The organism is Marinifilum caeruleilacunae, assembly GCF_013141825.1.
Classification (GTDB): Bacteria; Bacteroidota; Bacteroidia; order Bacteroidales; family Marinifilaceae; genus Marinifilum; species Marinifilum caeruleilacunae.
In genome coordinates this window covers 61,911-84,113 of record NZ_RZNH01000014.1, presented here as the reverse complement: position 1 = coordinate 84,113, position 22,203 = coordinate 61,911, and the positions used below count along the sequence as shown (strand labels likewise).

Annotated in this window: 16 protein-coding genes; 5 read left to right on the top strand and 11 right to left on the bottom strand. The window is 37.3% G+C overall.

What is annotated here, in order from left to right:
• Positions 1–130: 130 nt before the first annotated feature.
• Both ELS83_RS10190 and ELS83_RS10185 read right to left on the bottom strand, forming a co-directional pair.
• Positions 131–703, bottom strand: coding sequence for a DUF192 domain-containing protein (locus ELS83_RS10190; RefSeq protein ID WP_171595464.1), 573 nt, complete (start codon positions 701–703; stop codon positions 131–133).
• A 47-nt stretch (positions 704–750) separates the two neighbouring features.
• On the bottom strand, positions 751–2,214 hold the full coding sequence (locus tag ELS83_RS10185; protein ID WP_171595463.1) for a sodium:solute symporter family protein: 1,464 nt from the start codon (positions 2,212–2,214) through the stop codon (positions 751–753).
• A gap of 376 nt (positions 2,215–2,590) precedes the next feature.
• On the opposite strand from ELS83_RS10185, the gene ELS83_RS10180 reads away from it, so the two are divergent.
• The 4 genes from ELS83_RS10180 to glgP all read left to right on the top strand — a co-directional run bounded on the left by ELS83_RS10180 (position 2,591) and on the right by glgP (position 11,513).
• Positions 2,591–4,525, top strand: a complete 1,935-nt coding sequence (locus ELS83_RS10180) for a glycogen debranching enzyme N-terminal domain-containing protein (protein ID WP_171595462.1) — start codon at positions 2,591–2,593, stop codon at positions 4,523–4,525.
• Between the two features lie 7 nt (positions 4,526–4,532).
• Entirely contained in the window at positions 4,533–5,846 is a 1,314-nt protein-coding gene (locus tag ELS83_RS10175; protein ID WP_171595461.1) for a glycosyltransferase, read from the top strand.
• Between the two features lie 4 nt (positions 5,847–5,850).
• Complete coding sequence (locus ELS83_RS10170) at positions 5,851–7,155, top strand: glycoside hydrolase family 57 protein (protein ID WP_171595460.1); 1,305 nt, start codon at positions 5,851–5,853, stop codon at positions 7,153–7,155.
• Positions 7,156–7,283: 128 nt separating this feature from the next.
• Positions 7,284–11,513 (top strand): alpha-glucan family phosphorylase, encoded by a 4,230-nt coding sequence (gene glgP, locus ELS83_RS10165; RefSeq protein WP_171595459.1) that lies wholly within the window; start codon positions 7,284–7,286, stop codon positions 11,511–11,513.
• Between the two features lie 60 nt (positions 11,514–11,573).
• Here the strand turns inward: glgP and ELS83_RS10160 are convergent, their stop codons facing one another.
• Together ELS83_RS10160 and ELS83_RS10155 are read right to left on the bottom strand one after the other, a co-directional pair.
• Positions 11,574–12,452: a M90 family metallopeptidase gene (locus tag ELS83_RS10160; protein WP_171595458.1), complete on the bottom strand. Its 879-nt coding sequence runs from the start codon at positions 12,450–12,452 to the stop codon at positions 11,574–11,576.
• Between the two features lie 15 nt (positions 12,453–12,467).
• Positions 12,468–13,004: a GNAT family N-acetyltransferase gene (locus ELS83_RS10155; RefSeq protein ID WP_171595457.1), complete on the bottom strand. Its 537-nt coding sequence runs from the start codon at positions 13,002–13,004 to the stop codon at positions 12,468–12,470.
• Positions 13,005–13,200: 196 nt separating this feature from the next.
• Between ELS83_RS10155 and ELS83_RS10150 the strand changes: the two genes are divergently transcribed.
• On the top strand, positions 13,201–14,082 hold the full coding sequence (locus ELS83_RS10150; protein ID WP_171595456.1) for a phosphatidylserine decarboxylase: 882 nt from the start codon (positions 13,201–13,203) through the stop codon (positions 14,080–14,082).
• Positions 14,083–14,103: 21 nt separating this feature from the next.
• On the opposite strand, the gene ELS83_RS10145 is transcribed toward ELS83_RS10150, so the two are convergent.
• The 7 genes from ELS83_RS10145 to ELS83_RS10115 all read right to left on the bottom strand — a co-directional run bounded on the left by ELS83_RS10145 (position 14,104) and on the right by ELS83_RS10115 (position 22,203).
• On the bottom strand, positions 14,104–15,591 hold the full coding sequence (locus ELS83_RS10145) for a TolC family protein (RefSeq protein ID WP_171595455.1): 1,488 nt from the start codon (positions 15,589–15,591) through the stop codon (positions 14,104–14,106).
• Positions 15,592–15,609: 18 nt separating this feature from the next.
• On the bottom strand, positions 15,610–16,332 hold the full coding sequence (locus ELS83_RS10140; protein ID WP_283242725.1) for an ABC transporter ATP-binding protein: 723 nt from the start codon (positions 16,330–16,332) through the stop codon (positions 15,610–15,612).
• Between the two features lie 10 nt (positions 16,333–16,342).
• The gene (locus ELS83_RS10135; protein ID WP_171595454.1) at positions 16,343–17,581 is read right to left on the bottom strand and encodes an ABC transporter permease; all 1,239 of its coding nucleotides are present in this window, start codon (positions 17,579–17,581) and stop codon (positions 16,343–16,345) included.
• An 11-nt stretch (positions 17,582–17,592) separates the two neighbouring features.
• Positions 17,593–18,792, bottom strand: coding sequence for an HlyD family secretion protein (locus ELS83_RS10130; protein ID WP_171595453.1), 1,200 nt, complete (start codon positions 18,790–18,792; stop codon positions 17,593–17,595).
• Positions 18,793–18,803: 11 nt separating this feature from the next.
• Positions 18,804–20,015, bottom strand: a complete 1,212-nt coding sequence (locus tag ELS83_RS10125) for an efflux RND transporter periplasmic adaptor subunit (RefSeq protein ID WP_171595452.1) — start codon at positions 20,013–20,015, stop codon at positions 18,804–18,806.
• A gap of 28 nt (positions 20,016–20,043) precedes the next feature.
• Positions 20,044–21,267, bottom strand: coding sequence for an efflux RND transporter periplasmic adaptor subunit (locus tag ELS83_RS10120; RefSeq protein ID WP_171595451.1), 1,224 nt, complete (start codon positions 21,265–21,267; stop codon positions 20,044–20,046).
• A 447-nt stretch (positions 21,268–21,714) separates the two neighbouring features.
• Entirely contained in the window at positions 21,715–22,203 is a 489-nt protein-coding gene (locus tag ELS83_RS10115; RefSeq protein ID WP_171595450.1) for a hypothetical protein, read from the bottom strand.

Genomic DNA, 22,203 nt, shown 5'->3' with positions numbered 1-22,203 from the left:
GTGAAAAATGTCAAAAATATCTGGCTGTAAATTGGTAGGACATGAGGTCTGATGAAAATAATCCGTGTTGCAGAACTTCATCTGGATGAAGCTCAGTAAACACGGATTGAATCCATCAATAAGTATATTCTTACTGTCTTTCGTAACGAATCAAATCACCTTCGCTAATGCCAAATTTGTCGCAAAAGCCTGCATTTACCTCAAGCACATATTTTGCTTTTTTAATGGAAGGAATATTCTGTTCGGAAAGTGCAGGAGCATGTTTGTGAATCCTTACAATTTCAAAATCACTGTTCACAAATATGATATCCAGAGAGATATAGGTCTCTTTCATCCAGAAGTTTTGTGCTTGTTCTACCTCCATAATGAATAACATTCCTTGCTCGTTGCTCATGGAGTATCGGTACATAAGGCCTGAAGCCGTTTCCGCTTGTCCTTCGGCAATCTCAATATCGATGGTTTTAATCTTTTCCTGATTTTGTTTGCTAAGGAATGAAAGTTCACCTTCTTTTTTGAAAGGAATTTCAATTCTTTTATTTACTGATTTTCCGGAGCGACTGGAAAAATTAGGCTTTACTGCCAAAAATACAAGAGCTGTCCCAATTGTGATGAGGGCCACGATCTGAATCCAGGAAATGTTTCTTTTTTTTGATTTGCTTCTCTTCTTTTTACTTTTTGATTTGTTTTGATTTGCCTTTTTCATATTGTGTAAGTTCTTTTTACAATTTTAAATGTTGCCGATAGAATTCTCTATGCTTCTTCTTTCCCAAGCATTCCTGCCTTTTCTATAAAGTTTTCAGCTTTTTTCTGATCAGTTTTACTCACAATACTCACCACTGTAAAAATTAAAGCAGATCCGATCATGCCATAGGCGGCCTGCTGAACCGATGCAATTTCCCATGCACTAGGTAATTTTACACCCAATGCAATTAATAAATTATAGGTGGAAAATATCAAACCAAATACAATGGAAAGGGTAGCAGCTATAGAATTTCCTTTTTTCCAAATAAATGCCAGTACCAAAGGTACAAAGGCACCTGTAGCAAGGAAATCGGATCCAATCCAGGTGATTTTTAGGATTGAACGAATTTCAATTGCGATTAACAATCCAAGCACAGCGATGATTAAGGTGGCAATTTTTCCTACCCAGACCATTTCATTGTTTTTAGCTGTTGGCTTAAACCGGTTTTTAAAAACATCAACACCTAGTACCAGGGCGCCTGTGTTAATCATCGAATCCATGGTTGACATGATGGCAGAGCACAATCCAACAAAAAGTAAGGCTGCCAATCCTATGGGCATATAATCCTGAATCATAGCCGGAACAATTCCACCTTCGGGAACCGCTTCGTATATTCCCAGACTTAACATACCCGTTAATGTTACCATTAAATAAAGGGGTATAAAAACGATGAAAGCCAATCCCATCATTTTTTTTGCATCGCCGGGTTGTTTGGCTGCCGAAATTCTTTGCCAGATATTGGCCTGTATCATCCACGAACATCCAAAGGTAATTATGAACACAAAATTGTTCGATAAGTTATGGAAGAAGGAGAAAAACTCTGGTTTGTTGCTGCTCATGGCGATTTCCTGAACTTTTTCAAATCCACCCGAGTGATGATAAGCAAAAAGGAAAAGCACGATGGCTGCCATTAAGAGGAACACAAACTGAATGATATCTGTGACAACGACTCCCTTAAAACCTCCAAAGAATGAATAGAGCACAACAATAGTAGTTCCTGTTAATGCGGCCAGTGTATAGTCGATATCGAAAAACGATTGAAAGAAATTGCCAATTACAACAGCCTGTGTTGCAACCCCCAGAATCATAAAAATTAGAATGAGAATGGACAATAAAAGAGCCACTGTTTTGTTGTAGCGCATTTCCATAATCTGTGGTTGGGTAATGGTTCCTACTTTACGGATGGCTTTCGAGAACAAATACATTAAAAAAGTAGAAAAAAGAACGGGCATACCATAAATCCAAAAAGAAGACAAACCTTTATTGAACGCATGATCTACCAAATCGATGGATGATCCGCCTCCCCACCATGATGCTATAAATGTAATGGCTAATGCCCAAAATGGCAACTGTCTGCCAGCCAGGAAATAATCTTCGGTATTTTTACTTGCTTTCGATCGTAAAACGATAAACATGATCACAGTAAAATATATAATCAGAAGGGTAATCGAGATTTGTTGCAATTGATTCATATGCGAATTGTTTAAGAAAATCAGTACAAATTCTTATTTAATGAAATCTTTCTTTAATAATCTTAACTTTTTTGAAATGAAATCTTTAAAAAATTTTTGTCCAAATGTTTTTCTGATTTTTTTTAAAAAATTCCACTGAAAACGATGTAAATATACTTTTTTTTCAATTACAACGATTGCAAGGGATATTTCTAAAAAATAAATATGTTAATTATTTTTTAAGGCTACAAAAAATTCACAAAAAAATAATATTGAAGGGGTCTGTATGCTGCTAACATTCAGAAAAATATTAATAACTTTAATCAAAAAACAAGTGATTTTTATGATAAGACTATTGGTCTAACCATTTATAAATTAAACCCAAAATCGTTTGCGCATGGACTACCTTAAGTTTGACAAGGCTCGGCTTGTAAATACCGAGTATTCTCTAAAGAAAGAGTTTATCCGTACGAATCGTGCAGGCTCTTTCGCCAGTTCAACAATTATCAATTGTAACACCCGTAAGTATCACGGACTATTAATCTGTCCGATAGAAAATTTTGGAGGTGAAAATCATGTCTTGCTTTCCAGTTTGGATGAGACATTGATCCAACATGGAGCTCCGTTTAACTTGGGAATTCATAAATTCCCTGGTGAATACAGCCCCAAAGGTCATAAGTATGTTCGTGAGTATGGGATGGATCCAATTCCAGCCATCACCTACAGAGTAGGAGGTATTGTGCTAAAGAAAGAGTTTTTGCTTGTAGAAAAAGAACAAAGAGTATTGCTTCGATATACTTTAGTGGAGGCGAATTCGCCTACAAGCATTCGATTTCAGCCATTTCTTGCTTTTCGAAACATTCATGCATTAACCAAAGCAAATTTAAATGCAAATACACGTGCATCAATTGTTGATAACGGGATAGGATTGCGATTGTATGATGGATTCCCACATTTGTATATGCAGACTTCGGAAGCATCGGAATTTGTTCATGTACCAGACTGGTATTATAATGTGGAATACAAAGAGGAGAAAAAGAGAGGCTATGCCTGTCACGAAGATCTTTATGTGCCTGGATATTTCGAAATGAAAATCAAAAAAGGGGAACCAATCGTTTTTTCTGCCGGTACTGAGGAGATCAATCCAAAGTCCATTGCCAAACAATTCGATAAAGAGGTGAAGAAAAGGGTGAGAAGAGACAGTTTTGAGCATTGTCTTGAGAACTCGGCAGAACAATTTATATCCCGCAAGGGAAAGGAAACCTCCATTATTAACGGATTTCCTTGGTTTAGCACAAGTGAGCGAAATACCTATCTGGCACTTCCGGGTCTAACATTGGCGCGCAAAGATGAGAAGACCTTCCTGGAGGTATTGAATACGGCTTACGATAAAATCCTCTATCGCTTTTCCGGCGATAATGAGAAAAATGCAGGTAAAGATTCTGTAGATGTGCCATTGTGGTTTATGTGGACCTTGCAGCAGTATGCAGATTTTGGTGCAGATAAAGGCAAACTGTGGAAGGATTATGGCAGGAAGATTAAAGAGATCTTTAATCATTACAAATTTGGATCGAGACTTTCCATTAAAATGCACGACAATGGTTTGTTATGGACCATTACCCAAGGGGTAACCTGGATGAATGTACAAAACAATGGCAATTTCCTGAATCGGAGAATGGGATACGTTGTGGAGCTAAATGCGTTGTGGTACAATGCAGTGTGCTTTGCTTTGGAACTGGCGGTAGAGGCTGGAGACAAAAAATTCATTGAGGAGTGGAAAGAGATTCCTGAGAGCTTAAAAGAAGCTTTTGTTGAAGTTTTTTGGGGAGAGGAAAGAAAATACCTGGCCGATTATGTGGACGATAATCATAAGAGTTGGGCCATTCGTCCGAATCAGTTGTTTGCTGTTTCATTGCCATATTCCTGTTTAAGTAATGAACAGAAAAAATCGATTTTAGACATTATTGAAAGAGATTTGCTTACCCCACGAGGATTAAGAACTCTTTCGCCTAATCATCCCGAATATATCGGAGTATTTAAAGGAAATGAGCAGGATAGAAATTGTGCCTTTCACTATGGTTCAGTTTTCCCCTGGTTATTTGGACATTTTGCTGATGCATATCTAAATCTTTACAAAGCAGGAGGAGAATCAACCATTCAACGTTACCTGCAAGGTTTCGAATATTGCCTACATGAGCATGGCTTAGGATCTATTTCGGAGATTTACGATGGCAATCCGCCACATAAGCCAAACGAAGCTACATCTTACGCCTTAAGTGTGGCAGAAATAATTAGAGTGAGTAAAATGTTAAACCAATCATCTTTTAAATAGTTTGAGTATGAGAGTTCTAATGTTTGGATGGGAGTTTCCTCCTCATATATCAGGTGGTTTGGGAACTGCCTGTTACGGATTAACCAAAGGATTGTCGAAAGTAGAAGATTTAGATATTGTTTTCGTTGTGCCAAAAGCCTATGGTGATGAAGATCAGAGTAAAATGCAATTGGTTGGAGCCAATGGTGTTACCATTAACCAGGTGCAAACTCATGTTGAAAAATTTAAATCGAAGCATACCTATTTAGAAGTTGATTCGCAATTGGTGCCTTATAACGATCCTGATGAATACTACACATTTTCGAGCAGAGATGTGTATGGAAAGAATAAGTTTTTCAAGGTGGATAAAGAAGGAAAGCTTGAGTTCAGTGGTAAATATGGAGCCAACCTGATCGAAGAGATATACAAATACGCTTATGTAGCATCTACCATTAGCATGGATCATGATCACGATGTGATTCATGCTCACGATTGGTTGTGCTATCCGGCTGGAATTGCTGCAAAAGAGGTTTCGGGTAAGCCTTTGGTGATTCATGTGCATGCCACAGATTTCGACCGAAGTGGAGGAAGTGTAAATCCGAAAGTATTCGAAATAGAAAAAATGGGGATGGATGCTGCCGATAAAATTATTGCAGTAAGTAACCTGACGCGTAATATTGTGATTGAAAAATACGGGCAAGATCCTGATAAAGTGGTTACGGTATACAATGCCGTTGAACCAGTGAGCTTTGAAGAAAAACAGGCCATAAAGAAAGGGGTAAAGGAAAAGGTGGTAACCTTTCTTGGAAGAATTACCATGCAGAAAGGTCCTGAATACTTTGTAGAAGCTGCTTACCAGGTTTTAAAAAGAACCAGTAATGTTCGATTTGTAATGGCAGGAAGTGGAGATATGCTTGAAAAAATGGTAACACGAGCTGCTCAGTTGGGAATTGCAGATAAATTTCACTTTACAGGATTTTTGAAAGGTGATGATGTGTTCAATATGCTAAAAATGAGTGATGTTTATGTGATGCCATCGGTTTCGGAGCCATTCGGAATTTCGCCATTGGAAGCAATGCAATCTAATGTTCCCACAATTATTTCTAAGCAATCGGGTGTATCGGAAATATTAACACATGCCATAAAAGTTGACTATTGGGATATTGATGCTATGGCTGATGCAATTTATGGTATCATTCGTTATGATTCTCTTTCGAATGAATTTAAAGAGAAAGGGAAAGAGGAAGTTGATAGTTTAAAGTGGGCCAATGCTGCTTTAAATGTATACGACGTTTACAATTCTACTATTGAATCATTTGTTGAACAAACTAACCAAAATTAAGATCATGAAATCAATTTGTTTATATTTTCAGGTACATCAACCACTGCGTTTAAGAAGATACAGATTCTTCGATATTGGTAACAATCATTACTATTACGATGATTATACCAATGAGTCGATTATGCGAAAGATCTCGGATGAATGCTATCTTCCTGCCAATAAAATTTTGCTGGATTTACTCTTGGAGAACAAGGGCAAGTTTAAAGTCGCATTCTCCATTACCGGTATTGCCATCGATCAGTTTGAACAATATGCTCCGGAAGTATTGGATAGTTTCAAAGAACTGGCTAAAACAGGTGATGTGGAGTTTTTGGCTGAAACTTATTCGCATTCGCTGGCATCCTTAAAGAATAAGGATGAGTTTGTGAGCCAGGTGCAAGAGCATAGTGATAGAATTGAAGCTTTGTTTGGTGTGCGACCAACAACTTTTAGGAACACAGAGCTGGTATATTCCGATGGAATTGGAGAGATGGTTTCTGAAATGGGATACAAAGGAATTTTAACCGAAGGTGCAAAGCACATTTTAGGTTGGAAGAGTCCGAATTATTTGTATTGTAATGCCATCAATCCGAAATTGAAAGTTTTGTTGCGCAACTACAAATTGAGCGATGATATTGCCTTTAGGTTCTCGGCCGAAGGATGGAAAGAATGGCCACTAACCACTACTAAGTTTGTAGAATGGTTGAACGATCAGGATGAAAAAGAAGATGTTGTTAACATTTTCATGGATTACGAGACTTTTGGTGAGCATCAGAAAAAGGAGTCAGGTATTTTCGAATTTCTTGAGAACCTGCCAAAAGAGGTTATTCTTAAGTCGAATTATCAATTTGCAACTCCAACCGAACTTGCAGCAAACTATCAGCCAATAGCACAGGCTCATGTTCCAAATCCAATTTCCTGGGCTGACGAGGAGAGAGATTTGTCGGCCTGGTTGGGGAACAACCTGCAAGATGAGGCTTTCAATAAATTGTATGAATTAAGAGATGATGTTCTTGCCTTAAAAGATGAGAGATTGTTAAAGGATTGGAGATATCTTCAGGCAAGTGACCATTTTTATTACATGTGTACAAAATTCTTCTCTGATGGCGATGTTCACTCGTATTTTAATCCGTACGACTCACCATATGATGCCTTTATCAATTATATGAATGTATTGAGTGACTTTCAGTTAAGAATTAAAGAGATGAGAAATGTTCTTGCTGATAAAAGTGATTTGATGGAAGCTGAGCTTGCGGAGAAAGATGCTTTGATAGAGAAATACAGGAAAGAATTGGACGATTTAAAGGCCCAATTCGAGAAAGCGGAATAATATAATGTTGAAGCAGGAGAATGATAGGCTAGCATTCTCCTGCCATTCACTTTATAGGATTTTTTTAGTATTTAGCCTAATGGATTGAAGATTAAGAATAATTAGCATAATCAATAAATTAATTGCGTATGAATCATATTAAAGTCACTCCTGATTTTATTTTTGAAGTGAGCTGGGAGGTTTGTAACAAAGTTGGGGGTATTCATACGGTTGTTTCAACCAAGGCATTGTCTTTGAAAGAAAAGTTTGAAGACAATATCATTTATATCGGCCCTGATTTTGGAAACCAGGAACATCGGGAGAAAGAATTTGAGGAAGATGAAAACCTGTTTTCCAAATGGAAAGATAAAGCCATATTACAAGGCTTGCCTATTCGTATCGGTAGATGGAAAATTCCAGGAAAACCAGTGGTAATATTGATCGATTTTAAACCTTTTTTACAAAAGAAGGATGCCATTTATGCGAGATTCTGGGAACTTTATGGCTTAGAGTCACTTTATGGAGATAAGGATTATCATGAACCAACGATGTTTGGTTATGCTGCGGGGAAAACAATCGAGAATTTCGTAAAATCGAATTTGGCAGAATCAAATCACGCTGTGGCACAGTTTCACGAATGGATGACTGGTGCCGGCTGTTTATACTTAAAGGATAAAGCGCCTGAAATAGCAACTATTTTTACCACTCACGCTACCATGCTTGGTCGTGTGTTGGCGAGTAACTATGAGCCTTTGTATGATAATTTATATCAGTTTAACTCCATTGAGAAAACCCGCCAATACAATGTAACAGCCAAATGTTCATTGGAGAAGAAAGCAGCACAAGCAGCTGACTGCTTAAGTACAGTGAGTGAAATAACAGCCCGGGAGTGTAAGCAATTTCATAACAGAGTGGTAGATGTTGTGATGCCCAATGGTTTCGAAGACGATTTTGTACCCGCTAGTTTGCAATTAGAGTCGAAAGCAATTGAATCGCGAGCATTGCTTAAGAAAGTTGCAGAATCCCTTTTGGGATATGAACTGCAAAAGAACACTCTATTTGTAGGAACCGGAGGACGTTATGAGTTCAAAAACAAAGGCCTGGACGTATTTTTGGATTCTTTGTCTGAGATCAATCACGATAAGAATCAGAAAAGGGAAATTGTGGCTTTCTTTTTAATTCCCGGTGATCAGAGAGGAGCACGAAAAGATTTACAGGATGCCATGAATAATGGCTCGGAGAATGAGGCATTGGTTACTCCATTTCTAACCCATTACCTGGGAAATGTTGATCATGATGCAATTCTGAACAAAATCAAGAGCCTGGGTTTTACCAATTTTGCAGGTGAAAAGGTAAAAGTAATTTTTGTGCCAACCTACCTTACCGGATCCGATGGGATATTTAATCGATCGTATTACGATTTGCTGATGGGATTGGACTTGTCGGTCTTTCCTTCCTATTATGAACCATGGGGCTATACTCCAATGGAAAGTGTTGCATTTAGTATTCCTACCATCACCACAAGTTTGGCTGGTTTTGGTCGCTGGGTACAACAAATCAACGAAGCAGATAAGGGAGGGGTTCAGGTGATTGAACGAAACGATTCGAACACAGAAGAACTCGTAAACAATATGGCAGATTACATTCGTTTGTTTTCGGCCAAATCCGAAGAAGAAATAAGAAGTGCCAAAGCCAATGCAAGGCTAATTGCAGAGAAGGCACTCTGGAAAAACTTTATTGGATATTATTACAAAGCTTACGAAATCGCTATTCAAAACAAGATGGAAAAAGATACAAATACAATGATGGAGAAAGGGAGAGAACTTCAAGTTAAAAAGAGCAATCAGATTCATTGGAGAAAACTCATAGTGGAGTCGAACTTGCCAAGCGAACTGGAAGGCTTGGAAGAATTGTCTCGAAACCTTTGGTGGTGTTGGAATTACAAAGCAATTGACTTGTTTGAATCGATTGATCCGAAACTTTGGGTGAATTGTAAAAAGAATCCAATTGTACTGCTGAAGCAAGTTCCAGGATCGAGAATGCAAGAGCTGGCGGCAGACAAAGAATTTCTGGCTAACTACAAAAAAGTGTACCAGGATTTTAAAGATTACATGTCGGAAAAACCAGAAGAGGGAAGTCCAAAAATTGCCTACTTCTCTATGGAGTATGGTTTAAGTGATAATTTAAAAATTTACTCGGGAGGTTTGGGAATTCTTGCTGGAGACTATTTAAAAGAGGCGAGTGATTCTTTGGTAGATATGGTTGCCATTGGTTTTATGTATCGATTTGGATATTTTACGCAGCGCCTATCTTTAAATGGTGAGCAGTTGGTTGAATTAAACTCTCAGAAATTTTCTCAACTGCCAATTACCCAGGTTCGCGATAATGCTGGCTTACCGCTAAGCATCTCTTTTTCGCTGGAAGGTAGAAATGTAGTGGCAAAAATCTGGAAAGTTGAAGTGGGTAGAATATCGCTCTATTTATTAGATACCGATACAGAAATGAATGCTGAGCAGGACAGAGCGCTTACACACCAATTGTATGGTGGCGATTGGGAGAACCGAATTAAACAGGAAATTCTGCTTGGAATGGGGGGGATCAAAACCTTGGATGCCCTGAAAATTGAAGCCGATTTGTACCATTGTAACGAAGGTCATGCCGCATTGATTAATGTGGAGCGATTGATAAAACTGGTAGCAGAAGGCTATGAATTTGAAGAAGCCATGGAAGTTGTACGAGCATCATCTTTGTTTACAACGCACACTCCGGTTCCTGCGGGTCATGATACCTTTGCTCCTGATATGATCAGGCATTACCTTTCGTATGTACCTGAGCAGTTAAAGGTAAGTTGGGATCAGTTTCTGGCTCTAGGACGTGTTCATCCGGAAGATCATAATGAAAAATTCTCAATGAGTAATCTTGCAGCCAATACTTCTGTTGGAATGAACGGTGTGAGTATGCTTCATGGTAAGATATCACAGGAAATGTTTAATGAGCTATACCAGGGATATTTTCCTGAAGAACTGCACATTGGATACGTAACCAATGGTGTTCATTATCCAACTTGGACAGCAAAAGAGTGGAGAACACTTTACGAGAGTGAGTTTAAGGAAGGGTTTTTAAGCGACTTGTCAAATAAGGAATATTGGAAGAAAATTCATGAGGTCTCAGACGATAGAGTTTGGGATATCAAGAACAAATTGCGCAAGAAGCTAATCGACTACGCAAAAAAGAGATTCCAAAAGAACTGGATTCGAAGGTATGAAGATCCAAGAAGTTTGGTTGAAATTCTTGACTCTATTGATGAGAATGCCTTAACAATAGGTTTTGCAAGACGATTCGCTACCTACAAACGAGCTCATTTGTTATTTAGCGATTTGGACCGATTGTCTAAGATTCTAAACAATCCGGAAAAACCGGTTCAGTTTATATTTGCTGGTAAGGCCCACCCTGCTGATAAGGCAGGTCAGGATTTAATTAAGCTGATTGTTGATGTATCGAGAAGACCGGAGTTCGTAGGGAAAATTCTATTCCTTGAGAACTACGATATGGAATTGGGACAGCGCCTCGTAAAAGGAGTTGATATCTGGATGAATACCCCAACACGACCGCTCGAGGCTTCAGGAACGTCTGGAGAAAAAGCCGTAATGAATGGTGTAATGAACTTTAGTGTGCTTGATGGTTGGTGGCTGGAAGGATATCGCGAAGGTGCAGGTTGGGCATTAACCGATTCTCGTACCTACGAAAATCAGGCCTTCCAGGATGAGCTTGATGCACAAACCATTTACTCTATGTTCGAGAATGAAATTATTCCACTTTTCTACAAACGCGATGAGAAAAATATTCCTGTAGATTGGGTAAAATACATCAAGAATTGTATTTCTGAAATTGCTCCCGATTATACAACCAAACGTATGATGGATGATTACAAAGAGCGTTTTTACATGCCGCTTTTTAATCGTGTAAAGAAATTAAGAGAAGCTAATTATGAAGATGCGAAAGCAACGGCTGCCTGGAAACAAAAAATTCTGGCAGGCTGGGATCAGATCGATGTGGTTTCAGTTGATGCTCCTAGTACTCCGAAACACAAGTATTCTTCAGGTCAATCATATCATGTTGAAGTGGCACTTGATTTAAAGGAACTTGTGGATGAGGAAATTTGCGTTGAACTGGTGATACGTACCTCAACAGAAGGGAAAGCAGCCGGACCAATACGCACAGAAAGATTGCAAAAGGTAAGAAAAGTAGATACACTTTGCTTTTACCATTTGGATCTTGATTTGAATGATCCAGGGGTTTTCGATTTTGGACTAAGAATGTATGCATGTAATCCAAATCTGCCTCACCGTCAGGATTTCAACTACGTAAAATGGATTTAAGAATGCTGATATAGAAAGAAAGCTTGATTCCTTAGGAGTCAAGCTTTTTTGTATGATTATTTAATAGTGTGATTTTCCACAACACTTTTTAAACTTTAATCCGCTTCCACAAGGACAAGGGCTGTTTCTGCCGATGCTTTGTTTGGCTCTTAACAGTTTTCTCTGCGACATGTTTTGGTTGAAAATCTCTTCAAGCAATTGATATAGTTCCGGGTGTGCACTTGCTAAAAGTTTTGGTCTTTCGAAAAAGTACTCGCTTATTACAGCAAAAAATTCAGCCTTATTGGTTGCTCCATAAGGATTGATATCTGACTTTTCTTCGTAGATTTCTTCAATTTTTCGACTGATTAGATCCAGCCACGGAATGGAATACTGTTTTTCCATTAAGATAGAAGGAAGGCCATCTACAGTGCCATCCATCTTATCAATTAGGTGCACAAACTCATGAATTGCCGTGTTTTTTTTATCCGATTCATTCGAAAAACCATGAAGTAAAGCAGGTTTCGAAAGAATCATTTTACCCTCCATATAACCGGTGCCAACCATTCCTAATATTCTGGCATCATCACCATTTGTTTCGAATTTATCGTTAAAACTATTTGGGTAGAGTAGCACTTCAAACAGGTTGGTATATTTCCAATTGGGAAACTCAAAAACCGGAATAATGGCACTTGCTGCTACCAGAATCCTGTCTGTATCATCAACTTCGGTATGTATTCCTGTAATTCTACAGTTCAATAAAAACTCCTGAACCTTATATTCAAATCTTGTTTTTTCTTCGGTGTTTAGGCTATTGTAGAAACTAACTTTTTGAACCAGGATGTTCCTCCAATTGGAAGGGAAATTTTTCTTTGGAGATTTCCAGTCTTTCTTCGACCATAATTTTTTAAACAAAAGATAGGCAAGTATACCTATAGAGAGAATCGCAATGTACTTCATGAAAAAATAATATTCTTACTTGTTAATTAAACTGTAAATTGTTTCGTCCCAATATTTCCCATTGGTATATGAATGCTCCTTTAGATGTGCCTCTTTCTCGAAGCCACGATTTTCCAATAGTTTTATTGATGCGTGGTTTCCATCTAAAATGTAAGCATAAATTTTATGTAATGATAATGATGATTTTCCAAATTCAAGGATTTCATCGATAATCTCTGACATATATCCTTTATTCCAGTGTTTTTGCAAGATTCCGTAACCAATTTCTGCCCTGCTATGTTCATCCGAAATATCAAATAAACCACCATAACCAATATCTTCACAAGTATCTTTTAAAGTAAACACCCACCAATATGCGGTCTCTTTTTTATGGCCATCCAAAAAGAAATTTAATTTATCAATCGCTTCAATTTTAGATCGAAAAACTTCTCGAACAATGTATTTTAAACAAGATTCCGAAGAGTTGAAGCTATAGATAATATCTACGTCTTTAGATTTCATCTCACGGATAATCAGTCTGTTGGTTTCGAATGTTGGGATTGAATTAGACATGTTAACCTGATTTTCAAATGCACTATTAAATCGTATAAAAACTAAAGATAATAAAGTATGTTGAATTTGAATTTGAATTTACAAGGATGGTGAGTGAATAGATTTCTATGATAAAAGTCCCAAAAGAGCTCGCGAAATTGATGATAATTCTCTAAATACTACTAAATTTGTAGCTTGTAAAATCCCAAATCGTTTTATGGAGTACATTAAATACATTGAAAGAGAGAGTGGTGAAGTAAAAAAAGAAGTTGTTCCCGGTGAGGGTATGCTTAAATGGCTTTATGGTTCTTTCTTTGGCAAAGCATCTTTGCATGTACTGGTAAAAAGAAAGGTGGTTTCGGCTGTGGGTGGCCGATTTATGAATAGCCGCCTTTCCAAAGGGCAAATTAAACGATTTGTTCGAAAAAATGGGATTGATCTTTCCATTTACCACGAGACAGATAGCAAATCTTATCGACATTTTAACGATTTTTTCTACCGTAAAATACAGGAAACTCAGCGTCCGATTGGAGAGGCAGTTGTTTCTCCAGCCGATGGTAAATTATTGGCTTTCCCAAATATCAACGAAGTTGATTCATTCTTCATAAAGGGATCGGAATTTTCTGTGAGAAGTTTTTTGAAGAGTAAGAAGCTGGCAGATAAATATGCTGATGGGGCGATGTTGATCGTTCGATTGGCTCCGGCTGACTATCATAGATTTCATTTTCCGGCAAGCGGAAAAATTTCGAAATCGAAAAAAATTAAGGGGAAGTATTTTTCTGTTTCACCCTTAGCCCTGAAGAAAAGCTTGGAGATTTTTTGCCAGAATCAAAGAACCTACAGTATACTGGAGACTGAGGAATATGGCGATATCCTGATTTCTGAGGTTGGTGCTACCATGGTAGGGAGTATTCTTCAGACCTATGAGAACGATTCATTTGTGAAAAAGGGAAGCGAAAAAGGATACTTTGCCTTTGGCGGTTCGACAGTGGTTTTATTCTTCGAAAAGGGAAAGGTAAAGTTTGATAAAGATCTTACAGAAAACACTCAAAAGGGCTACGAAACCTCAATAAAAATGGGCGAGAGTATCGCCCATTAAAATCCAATAATTGTCCGTTTGTTATTGACTAACTGCCATTCCTTTTTCAAAATCGAAAAAGGTTTTTCTCATTAAATCAGCAAGATTCATTTTATAGCTAATGTAAGCTTCAAGGTGAGAGACGTGCGAATTGTCAAGTCTTTCTCTGTCGAGAGCAAGTGCTTGTGTGTCAATGTCGCCATTTGCAAATCTTGATTGGGAAATGGCAAAGCTTTTCTCTGCAACCTTCACATTTTGCTCTAACAATTGAAGTCTTCTTAGGCTACTGTGAAGATTGTTTACCGTACTTATAATTTCTCGTTCAATATCCATGGTCTCTTCCTCTATTTCAATCAAATTCTGATTGATTCTGGTTTGGGCAGCCTTTACACGTGCCTTGTTTTCTCCCCAATCTAAAATCGGGATTCTTAACTGCAGTGAAACACCAAAGTTTCCCGGTCTGTCTTTAAGGTCATTCCATGAGTTTTTAATGGCACTTTTTAAAGAAGCATCGATATGATTTCGATCGATTCCAATAAAATCATAATAGGCATTAATATTACCAGATAATGCTCCGTATGATTTTACCCTTTTGATGTCGAGCTCTGCCAATTTCAGTTCAAGCTGCTTTTCTTTTAGTTCCATTCTGTTGTCCAGGCCCATTTTAACCGCCTGATCAATATCTACCTGTATAGGAGTGTACGCAAAATCGCTCACCAAAACAATACTATCTTTTAAGGACAAACCCAATGTTTGTTTGAATAGATTTAGCTGCGATTCATAACTTACCAATGATAAATCGTAAGTGTTTCTTGCCTCACCCAAATCAACCTCCATTTGCAAGGCCTCTACCTCTCGAATAAGGCCTGCCTTAAATTTGTTTTCTGCAATTTGATAAGCATCTTTCTGGCGATCAAGCGATTTTTTGGCAATTTTCATTCTTTCCTTGGAGGCATGCAAATCGTAAAATGTTCTGCTCACCTGGAAAATGATGTCCAATTCGTTTCTTTTTAGCCTTTTTCCTGTTAACTCGTAATTGGTTTTGGCCTTTTCGTACTCCGATTTTATTTCATTGTACATGTAAAGAGATTGAATGGGCTGGGTAAAGCCAAGACGTGTTGTAAGCTGTAGAATCTTTTCATCCTGATCGTAGTCATCCGTATTGAATAATCCTGATTGGATGAATAAACTACCATCGGTTGGTAAGGGTTGGTTAATCCTTAAATTTCCCGAATAGGAGAGTTGTTTGTCAGAAAAATAGGTCAAACCAATTGTATCCTGATATGAGGTAATTCGCTCTGAATAATTTGGCAACTCCATATCCATTGTAATGTGTGTTTTAAACGAACTGGTTGCTGCGTGTAAATTGTGTTCGGCACCCTTTAAGCTTTCGCTCAGCATACGAATGCTGTAGCTTTTCTCTTTGGCTATATTAATGCTCGATTCCAAATCAAGGGTATGAATGGTTTGTGCATTCAGGCCAAAAGGTGTTAAAAATAATATAATCAAGTATTTGTATAAAAATCTCATTCTGTTATTTTTTGTGGGTTAGGATGTTAGACTGTTCTCACTTAAGACTTCTGCAGTATTTCCGCTTGTTGGTTTATCAGATATAATTAATCCGTCTTTAATAATTATGGCGCGGTCGGCATATTCTGCAATCTCGGGTTCATGGGTAATCAGGATAATTGTATTTCCCTCTTCGTTGAGCTCACGAAACAAGGCCATAATTTCGTTTCCTGTTTTCGAATCCAGGTTACCGGTAGGCTCATCGGCAAGAATAATTCCAGGTTTAGTTGCCAGCGCCCTGGCAATGGCAACTCTTTGTCTTTGTCCGCCCGAAAGTTCATTGGGTTTGTGATCGGCTCTGCTCGAAAGCCCCATTTTATCCAGAGCTTCACGAGCAATCTCGCGTCTTTCATGCTTGTCGTAACCTGCATAAATTAAAGGCAACTCAACATTTTGCAATGCGCTTAATTTTGGCAAAAGGTTAAAGGTTTGAAAGATGAACCCAATTTTCTGATTTCGAATTTCAGATAATTCATCATCGTTCAGCAATGAAACATCTACCGAGTCGAAGATGTATTGACCAGAACTAGGATTATCCAGGCAACCCAGAATATTCATTAAGGTTGATTTTCCTGAACCCGACGGTCCCATAATCGATACAAATTCATTTTGTTGTATATTGAGGTTGACTCCTCTTAAAGCTTCAACTTCAATATCTCCCATGATGTATTTTTTTCTGAGGTCTTTTATTTCTATCAGCATAGTAAAAGTTTTATTCGTAACGTATCGATTCAATTGGGCGAAGGTTGGCTGCTTTTTTAGCCGGCAGGTATCCAAAAGTTACACCTACGATTACCGAGAACAGAAAGGCAATCAGTACAGAATAAAGTGTTACGCTAGTTGTAATTTCGGTGAAAAAGCTGATGCTTATTGATAGACTGAGACCTAAGAGTACTCCAATTATCCCACCTGTAATACTTAGTGTTAAAGATTCTGTAATAAACTGCGAAAGAATGGCATCTCTTTTGGCTCCAATGGCTCTTCTAATCCCAATTTCGCGGGTTCGTTCCATAACTGTTGCCAGCATAATATTCATAATGCCAATTCCACCAACCAATAAGGATATGGCAGCAATTGATCCCAATAAAATATTGTAAATCCTACGTTCTTTCTCTTCCTGTTTTAAAAGCTCAACAGGAATGATAATGCTAAAATCATCATTGTCGAAATGATGCCTGCTCACAATATTTTCTATCAATTTGGCTGCTTTGGAGATGTTCTTGGAATCTTCCACTTTAATGGTGATTTGTTTCAACTCACTGGCAAGTTGCTTTTCTTTATCGAACCTTCCATGAAATGTAGAAAGAGGAACATAAATGTCGGAATTTAAATCTCTTGAAGCTAGCTCTCCTACAGTTTCGGTAAATAGAGCTTTGCTTTGCAAAACGCCAATTACCTCCAACCATTGATCATCAATTTTTATACTTTGTCCTATTGGATCTCCAAGCTTGAAAAATTTGCTGGCAACCTCGGAACCAATCACACACACTTTTAGTTGTCGTTGGTATTGATCATTATTGATGAAACTGCCCGATTCCATTTTGTAATTCAAAATTTCATCATATTCAGGGGTAACGCCAATTAAATTGGCTTTTAGCGATTTGTCTTCATATTTTACCTCGCTTGCTTTTTCTGCCTGTGGAGAAATTTTATCAATTTGTGGTACAATATTTCGGATGGATTCAACATCTTTTAAAGACAAACCGTTGGAGAATTTTGCTCTCACATTTTCCAGCTCCTGATCGGATAAGTCTTTATCTCTTACAATGATATTGTTGACACCCAACTGCTGGTATTTCTTAATGGCTTCGCGCTTTGCACCTTCACCGATCGAAAGCATTGCAATTACCGAGGCTACACCAAAAATGATCCCCAGCATGGTTAAAAATGATCTCACCTTGTGCTCTACGAGCCCGTTAAAAGCAACCCGTATATTTTCTTCTATTTGCATATTGATATGAATTAACTTTTAAGCTTAGAAATTTCTTGAATGGGAATGAGTTTTTGACCATGCTTTAACTTGGTTTCTACCAAACTAAACTGACTATTTACTGCTTTTACGTTTACAGGGTACATGGTAGGTTCGTTATTCTCCCAGATGTAAACATAGGATTTACCATTTGTAGTATAAATGCAATCATTGCTTACGTAATCAGCATTTTTATAATCAGCATAGTAAATTTCTGAGCTTACTGTCATGCCTGGTTTTAACCTCGGATCGGCTTCATCTACCTCAATTTCACAGTCGAACACTTTAATTCTACTTTCCGCTTCCTTTGCTTTGCTTAATTTTCCCAAATATTTCACTTTGCCATGAAAACTAACAGATGGGAGAGCATCCAAACGAACTTTTACCTTCTGGCCTTCTTGAATCTTTTTAAAATCCAATTCGTTGATTTTGGTTAAAACCTTCATTTTCTTTAGGTCGGGAACCAAAGCAAATGATTGGCCAAGGTAAAGTTCATCTCCAACCTTGAATTTCAGTTTGGTTCTTCTGTTGTTTTTAATTTGAACAATACCATTAATCGGACTTGTAACGGTAAGTTTTTCCAATGCGGCATAAGCATTTTCGATATCATTCTGAATCTGTTTTACTTTTAATTCCTGAATTTTTAATTCGTTGGAGCTAATGATTCCCTGTAATTTTATTCTTTTTTTTGCTTCTGCTAATTTTAGTTTTACTTGTTCGAACTCAAGTTCTTTTACCCTTAGTTTTTGTTTAGATTCGAATTTGAACTTTTCAATTTCAAGCTTTTTAAGATCAAAGTTGGCCTCTTCTTCTTCTAAAGCGGTTTCTAGTTTTCTAAGTTCAATTTCGTTGCTTACTTTGGTTTTATTGTAGTTGGCTTGCTCCAGTTCAAGTTTGGTTTTCAACTCGATGATTACTTTTTTCACCGACGACTGGTCAAATTTTGCGATCACATCGCCCTGTTTAACAATCCTGCCATTCTCAACAAGATGAATCAGTTTAAATTCCCAACCATATCTAAAACCAATGGATGGCAAATTAAGAGCTCGTGAGTTCATGGCTTGTAATTCGCCTGATTCACTAATGGATGCGGTGTACGCACCATTTTGTAGATTGTGAATATTCTTTTTGCCTTCTTTGCTGCACGACCAAAAAAGGATACTCACAAAAAGACATTTGATAATGATTTTCATCCTGTTAAGTTTTATGATTCTTTTTGGGATTCTTCTTCTTCTGGAAATGGATTGCTTAATGCGATAATGTCTTTTGCATTTAAACCTTTTTCCACAATCACATAATCGTTGTTAGAGGCACCCAGTTCTATATCTTTACGGATAAAGGAACTCCCTTTTTTAAGGTATACCCAGTGTTGGTTTGTTTTAGAAAACAGGGCATCGGTAGGGATTAATATTTTATCATTTATTTTACTGATATGGATGTTACAACTCACAGTCATTCCTGGTAAAAGTTTCGCTGATCTTCCTTCAATTAATGCTTCGACCGGGAAAACTTTAATCTTGGTCTTGTTGTCTTTGTTCTCAGCCAAATTGGCAATTTTATTCACTTTCGCCTTAAAAGTGGTGTCGGTATAGGCATCTAAGCGTATCTCAACATACTGATCGGGCAATATCTTTGAAATATCAATTTCGTTGATTTGTACTTTTGCCATAATTTCACTCAAATCAGGTAAGGTAATCATCGGGTTTCCCGACCAGGTTTGATCACCAATTTGCCATTTGTTATTGGTTCTAAAATTCTTGGTTAGTATGGCTATACCATTTGCAGGACTAATTACGGTAAGACTTTTAAGGGCTTTTTCGCCTTCATCTAGTTTTGTTTTTAGCTGCTCAATTTTAAGCAGAGATTGTTGCAGTTCCTCATTTTGCATTTTTTTTGTGTTCTCGATCTCATTATTGGCTTTGCCAAGCGATATTTTTGCCTTTTCGAGTTTCAGCTCAATCTCTTTTTTGGTTACTTCAGCTTCAAACTCGGCCAATTCAAAATTGATTTTCGATATTTCATGCGATAGGGTAGATACCTTTAAATTGGATTCCAATTCCGCTAGTTTTGAACTGTGTTGGGCTTTCAATTTTTCCAATTCTGCTTTGGCAATTTCCAACTCGTTTTTCGATTCTTCGATTGCTTTGCCCACTTCTGAAGGATCAAAGGTAATTACTGTGTCACCTTTGAATACTTCTGTTCCATCATCAACAATGTTTACTATTTTAAGATTGCCATACCTCCACGATACATTAGGAGAGGAAATGTTAATTGAATGGGTTGCCTTAAGTTCACCTTCTTCCGAAAGCATAATTTGTAAATCACCTTTTTTAACGGTGTACAATCCAATATCAGGATTGTGTTTATTGCCACAAGCGACAATAAACAAGAGTAAGGGGAATAAATACTTGTTCATAGTAAAAAAAAGTACTGTTTGGTTTAGTTTATAATTTTTCGGTTGATGTTATGGACCTGTTATCAGGTTTGTGTAAGGAAATAACATCACCTTCTTTTATGCCTGCTTCAATCACTGCCAAAGAGGCGCTTTTGTACGATATTTTGATCTCTCTTTTTACGAATTTGTTTTTGCGTTTTGTGTAGACATACTGAGAAGAATCGCTTTTATGAATGGCAACCAGTGGTACAGCTAGAGCACTGTCCATTTTTTGGGTAAAAACATCACAAATCACAGTTAATCCCGGTTTGGGAGTCATGTTTATACTATCAATTGTGGCACTTACATCAAATACTTTTACTTTCGATTCTTTTGAAATGGGTTTGCCTACAGGAGCTTTCTGACTAATTTTTCCACTCAATTTAGATTTGGGAATGGAACTGATCACTCCAGTAATAGGGTTATCTTTGTTAATCGCTTTGTATACACCTTCGGGAAGTTTAAATTTTACCAAGAACTCCGAATTGTTTGAGATTTTAACAATTGGTTTTCTTCTCCAAACAGCATCTCCTTCCACAAGAAAAGGACCATCGCCATAGCGCCTGGCTCTTAGGGCAATTCCATCCGATGAGGCTTTAATTGTTAATTGGTCCATCAGCTGCTTCGAACTTGTCAATTGCATTTCGGCTTGTTTGATTTTAAGCCTTTGACTGTTAATTTCTGATTTGTTGATTTTTTGTAAGCTTCCAATTTTACTTTTGATCTGATTCAATTCAACTTGAGCCTTTTGTAATTCTAGTTTTAATAATTTCTTTTGGGCTGGACTTATGAACTTCTCCTGTATGGTATCGAGCATTTTAATAGCTGTGGAAGCTTCAATGTTTTGTTGTTGGGCTTGCAGCAGTTGAAGTTGAAGGTTTTGGTTTGCCTGTATTTTTAAGAGTTCGGCATTCTGGATTTCCAATTCTCTCTGTTTAATATTGTATTGATTATCTAACTGGTAACACTGTAGCTTGCAGATGATATCACCTTTTTTTACAACAGTTCCATTGGGAACCAAATAGGAAATAATAGCATCACTTCTAAGGTTGGGGCAGTAAACCGTAAGTGTTTTAATGGGCTCAAGCTCACCAGTAATTTGAACTTTTTCGGTAAAAGGCGATCGATTTACTTTGTAGGTAAAAAAATCATCAGAATTAGAAGAATTGCATGAAATAAACAACACAATGATGCAAATACATGCAATCTGATTTAAGATTTGAACAGTTCTCAAAATGGTTTAGTAGTCTTTTTTCGTCCCTTCTTCAATCTGTCCCCTCATGTTAATAATCAAAATCACTTTAAATGTAACTAAAATATTAGTGGAAAATTTAAGTAAAATTAAAAAATTAACATCTTAACCTAATGTTTTAACAAACCTTAACAATTGTATCGTTGGATAATAAGTAGTGTTCGTATAAGTATCTAAAAATGAAATGATAATAAAATGCAGTGGTGATTGTATTTCATAGTATCCTGTTGAACAGCCTATATTTAGAAGTAGGAGTGACTCGTTGTTTATAATCAATAAAGATAAGAATTGAAACCTGAAAAGGAGTGCTTAAAAGGGCGTAAGAATATAGAGGAGAACTGAGTTTTGACCGTTGTGTTCTCCTATTTTGTAATTTTAAAGTGTGCTTAATTCAAGATTTCCTTTAATTCCTGAGGTTTTAATTCAAGATTACTGCATCGTACTTGTAAAAATTGGAATAAATACAGCCACCATAACCGCTACGGTCATTTGCATATAGTAATTGGTAACATACAATCCCGAAAGAATTGCCAATTCATTATCGGTATTGGTATCAATATCACCACTAAAAGAATTGGTACATGACTTAATTTGAGTTTGGTCTTCACCTTCCATAATCCATTTGGTATTCCACATGGTATTGTATTTCCAATAGTAATATTTAGAATTCAGGCTGATTTGAGCCTTGGTCATCCAGGAGTTGTACTGAATTTCGCCTACAAGCTCGCCAGATTCAGTATACACTTCGGTTGATTGCTTAAAAAAACCTTTGGTTCGAAAAGTGTATTTCTTACCATTCATTTCGGCTTCACTGTTTTTTGAGAAACTTCTGTTGCAAAGCGATCCTATTTGTTCATTGCCCGAATAGATTTTGTAGGTACAGCTAAACAGGCCTTTTTTCCAATGTAAGGTTTTCAT

Excerpts from the sequence above, each read along its gene's own strand:
- ELS83_RS10190 (WP_171595464.1), bottom strand. The coding sequence starts at position 703 with ATGAAAAAGGCAAATCAAAACAAATCAAAAAGTAAAAAGAAGAGAAGC.
- ELS83_RS10185 (WP_171595463.1), bottom strand. The coding sequence starts at position 2,214 with ATGAATCAATTGCAACAAATCTCGATTACCCTTCTGATTATATATTTT.
- ELS83_RS10180 (WP_171595462.1), top strand. The coding sequence starts at position 2,591 with ATGGACTACCTTAAGTTTGACAAGGCTCGGCTTGTAAATACCGAGTAT.
- ELS83_RS10175 (WP_171595461.1), top strand. The coding sequence starts at position 4,533 with ATGAGAGTTCTAATGTTTGGATGGGAGTTTCCTCCTCATATATCAGGT.
- ELS83_RS10170 (WP_171595460.1), top strand. The coding sequence starts at position 5,851 with ATGAAATCAATTTGTTTATATTTTCAGGTACATCAACCACTGCGTTTA.
- glgP (WP_171595459.1), top strand. The coding sequence starts at position 7,284 with ATGAATCATATTAAAGTCACTCCTGATTTTATTTTTGAAGTGAGCTGG.
- ELS83_RS10160 (WP_171595458.1), bottom strand. The coding sequence starts at position 12,452 with ATGAAGTACATTGCGATTCTCTCTATAGGTATACTTGCCTATCTTTTG.
- ELS83_RS10155 (WP_171595457.1), bottom strand. The coding sequence starts at position 13,004 with ATGTCTAATTCAATCCCAACATTCGAAACCAACAGACTGATTATCCGT.
- ELS83_RS10150 (WP_171595456.1), top strand. The coding sequence starts at position 13,201 with ATGGAGTACATTAAATACATTGAAAGAGAGAGTGGTGAAGTAAAAAAA.
- ELS83_RS10145 (WP_171595455.1), bottom strand. The coding sequence starts at position 15,591 with ATGAGATTTTTATACAAATACTTGATTATATTATTTTTAACACCTTTT.
- ELS83_RS10140 (WP_283242725.1), bottom strand. The coding sequence starts at position 16,332 with ATGCTGATAGAAATAAAAGACCTCAGAAAAAAATACATCATGGGAGAT.
- ELS83_RS10135 (WP_171595454.1), bottom strand. The coding sequence starts at position 17,581 with ATGCAAATAGAAGAAAATATACGGGTTGCTTTTAACGGGCTCGTAGAG.
- ELS83_RS10130 (WP_171595453.1), bottom strand. The coding sequence starts at position 18,792 with ATGAAAATCATTATCAAATGTCTTTTTGTGAGTATCCTTTTTTGGTCG.
- ELS83_RS10125 (WP_171595452.1), bottom strand. The coding sequence starts at position 20,015 with ATGAACAAGTATTTATTCCCCTTACTCTTGTTTATTGTCGCTTGTGGC.
- ELS83_RS10115 (WP_171595450.1), bottom strand. The coding sequence starts at position 22,203 with ATGAAAACCTTACATTGGAAAAAAGGCCTGTTTAGCTGTACCTACAAA.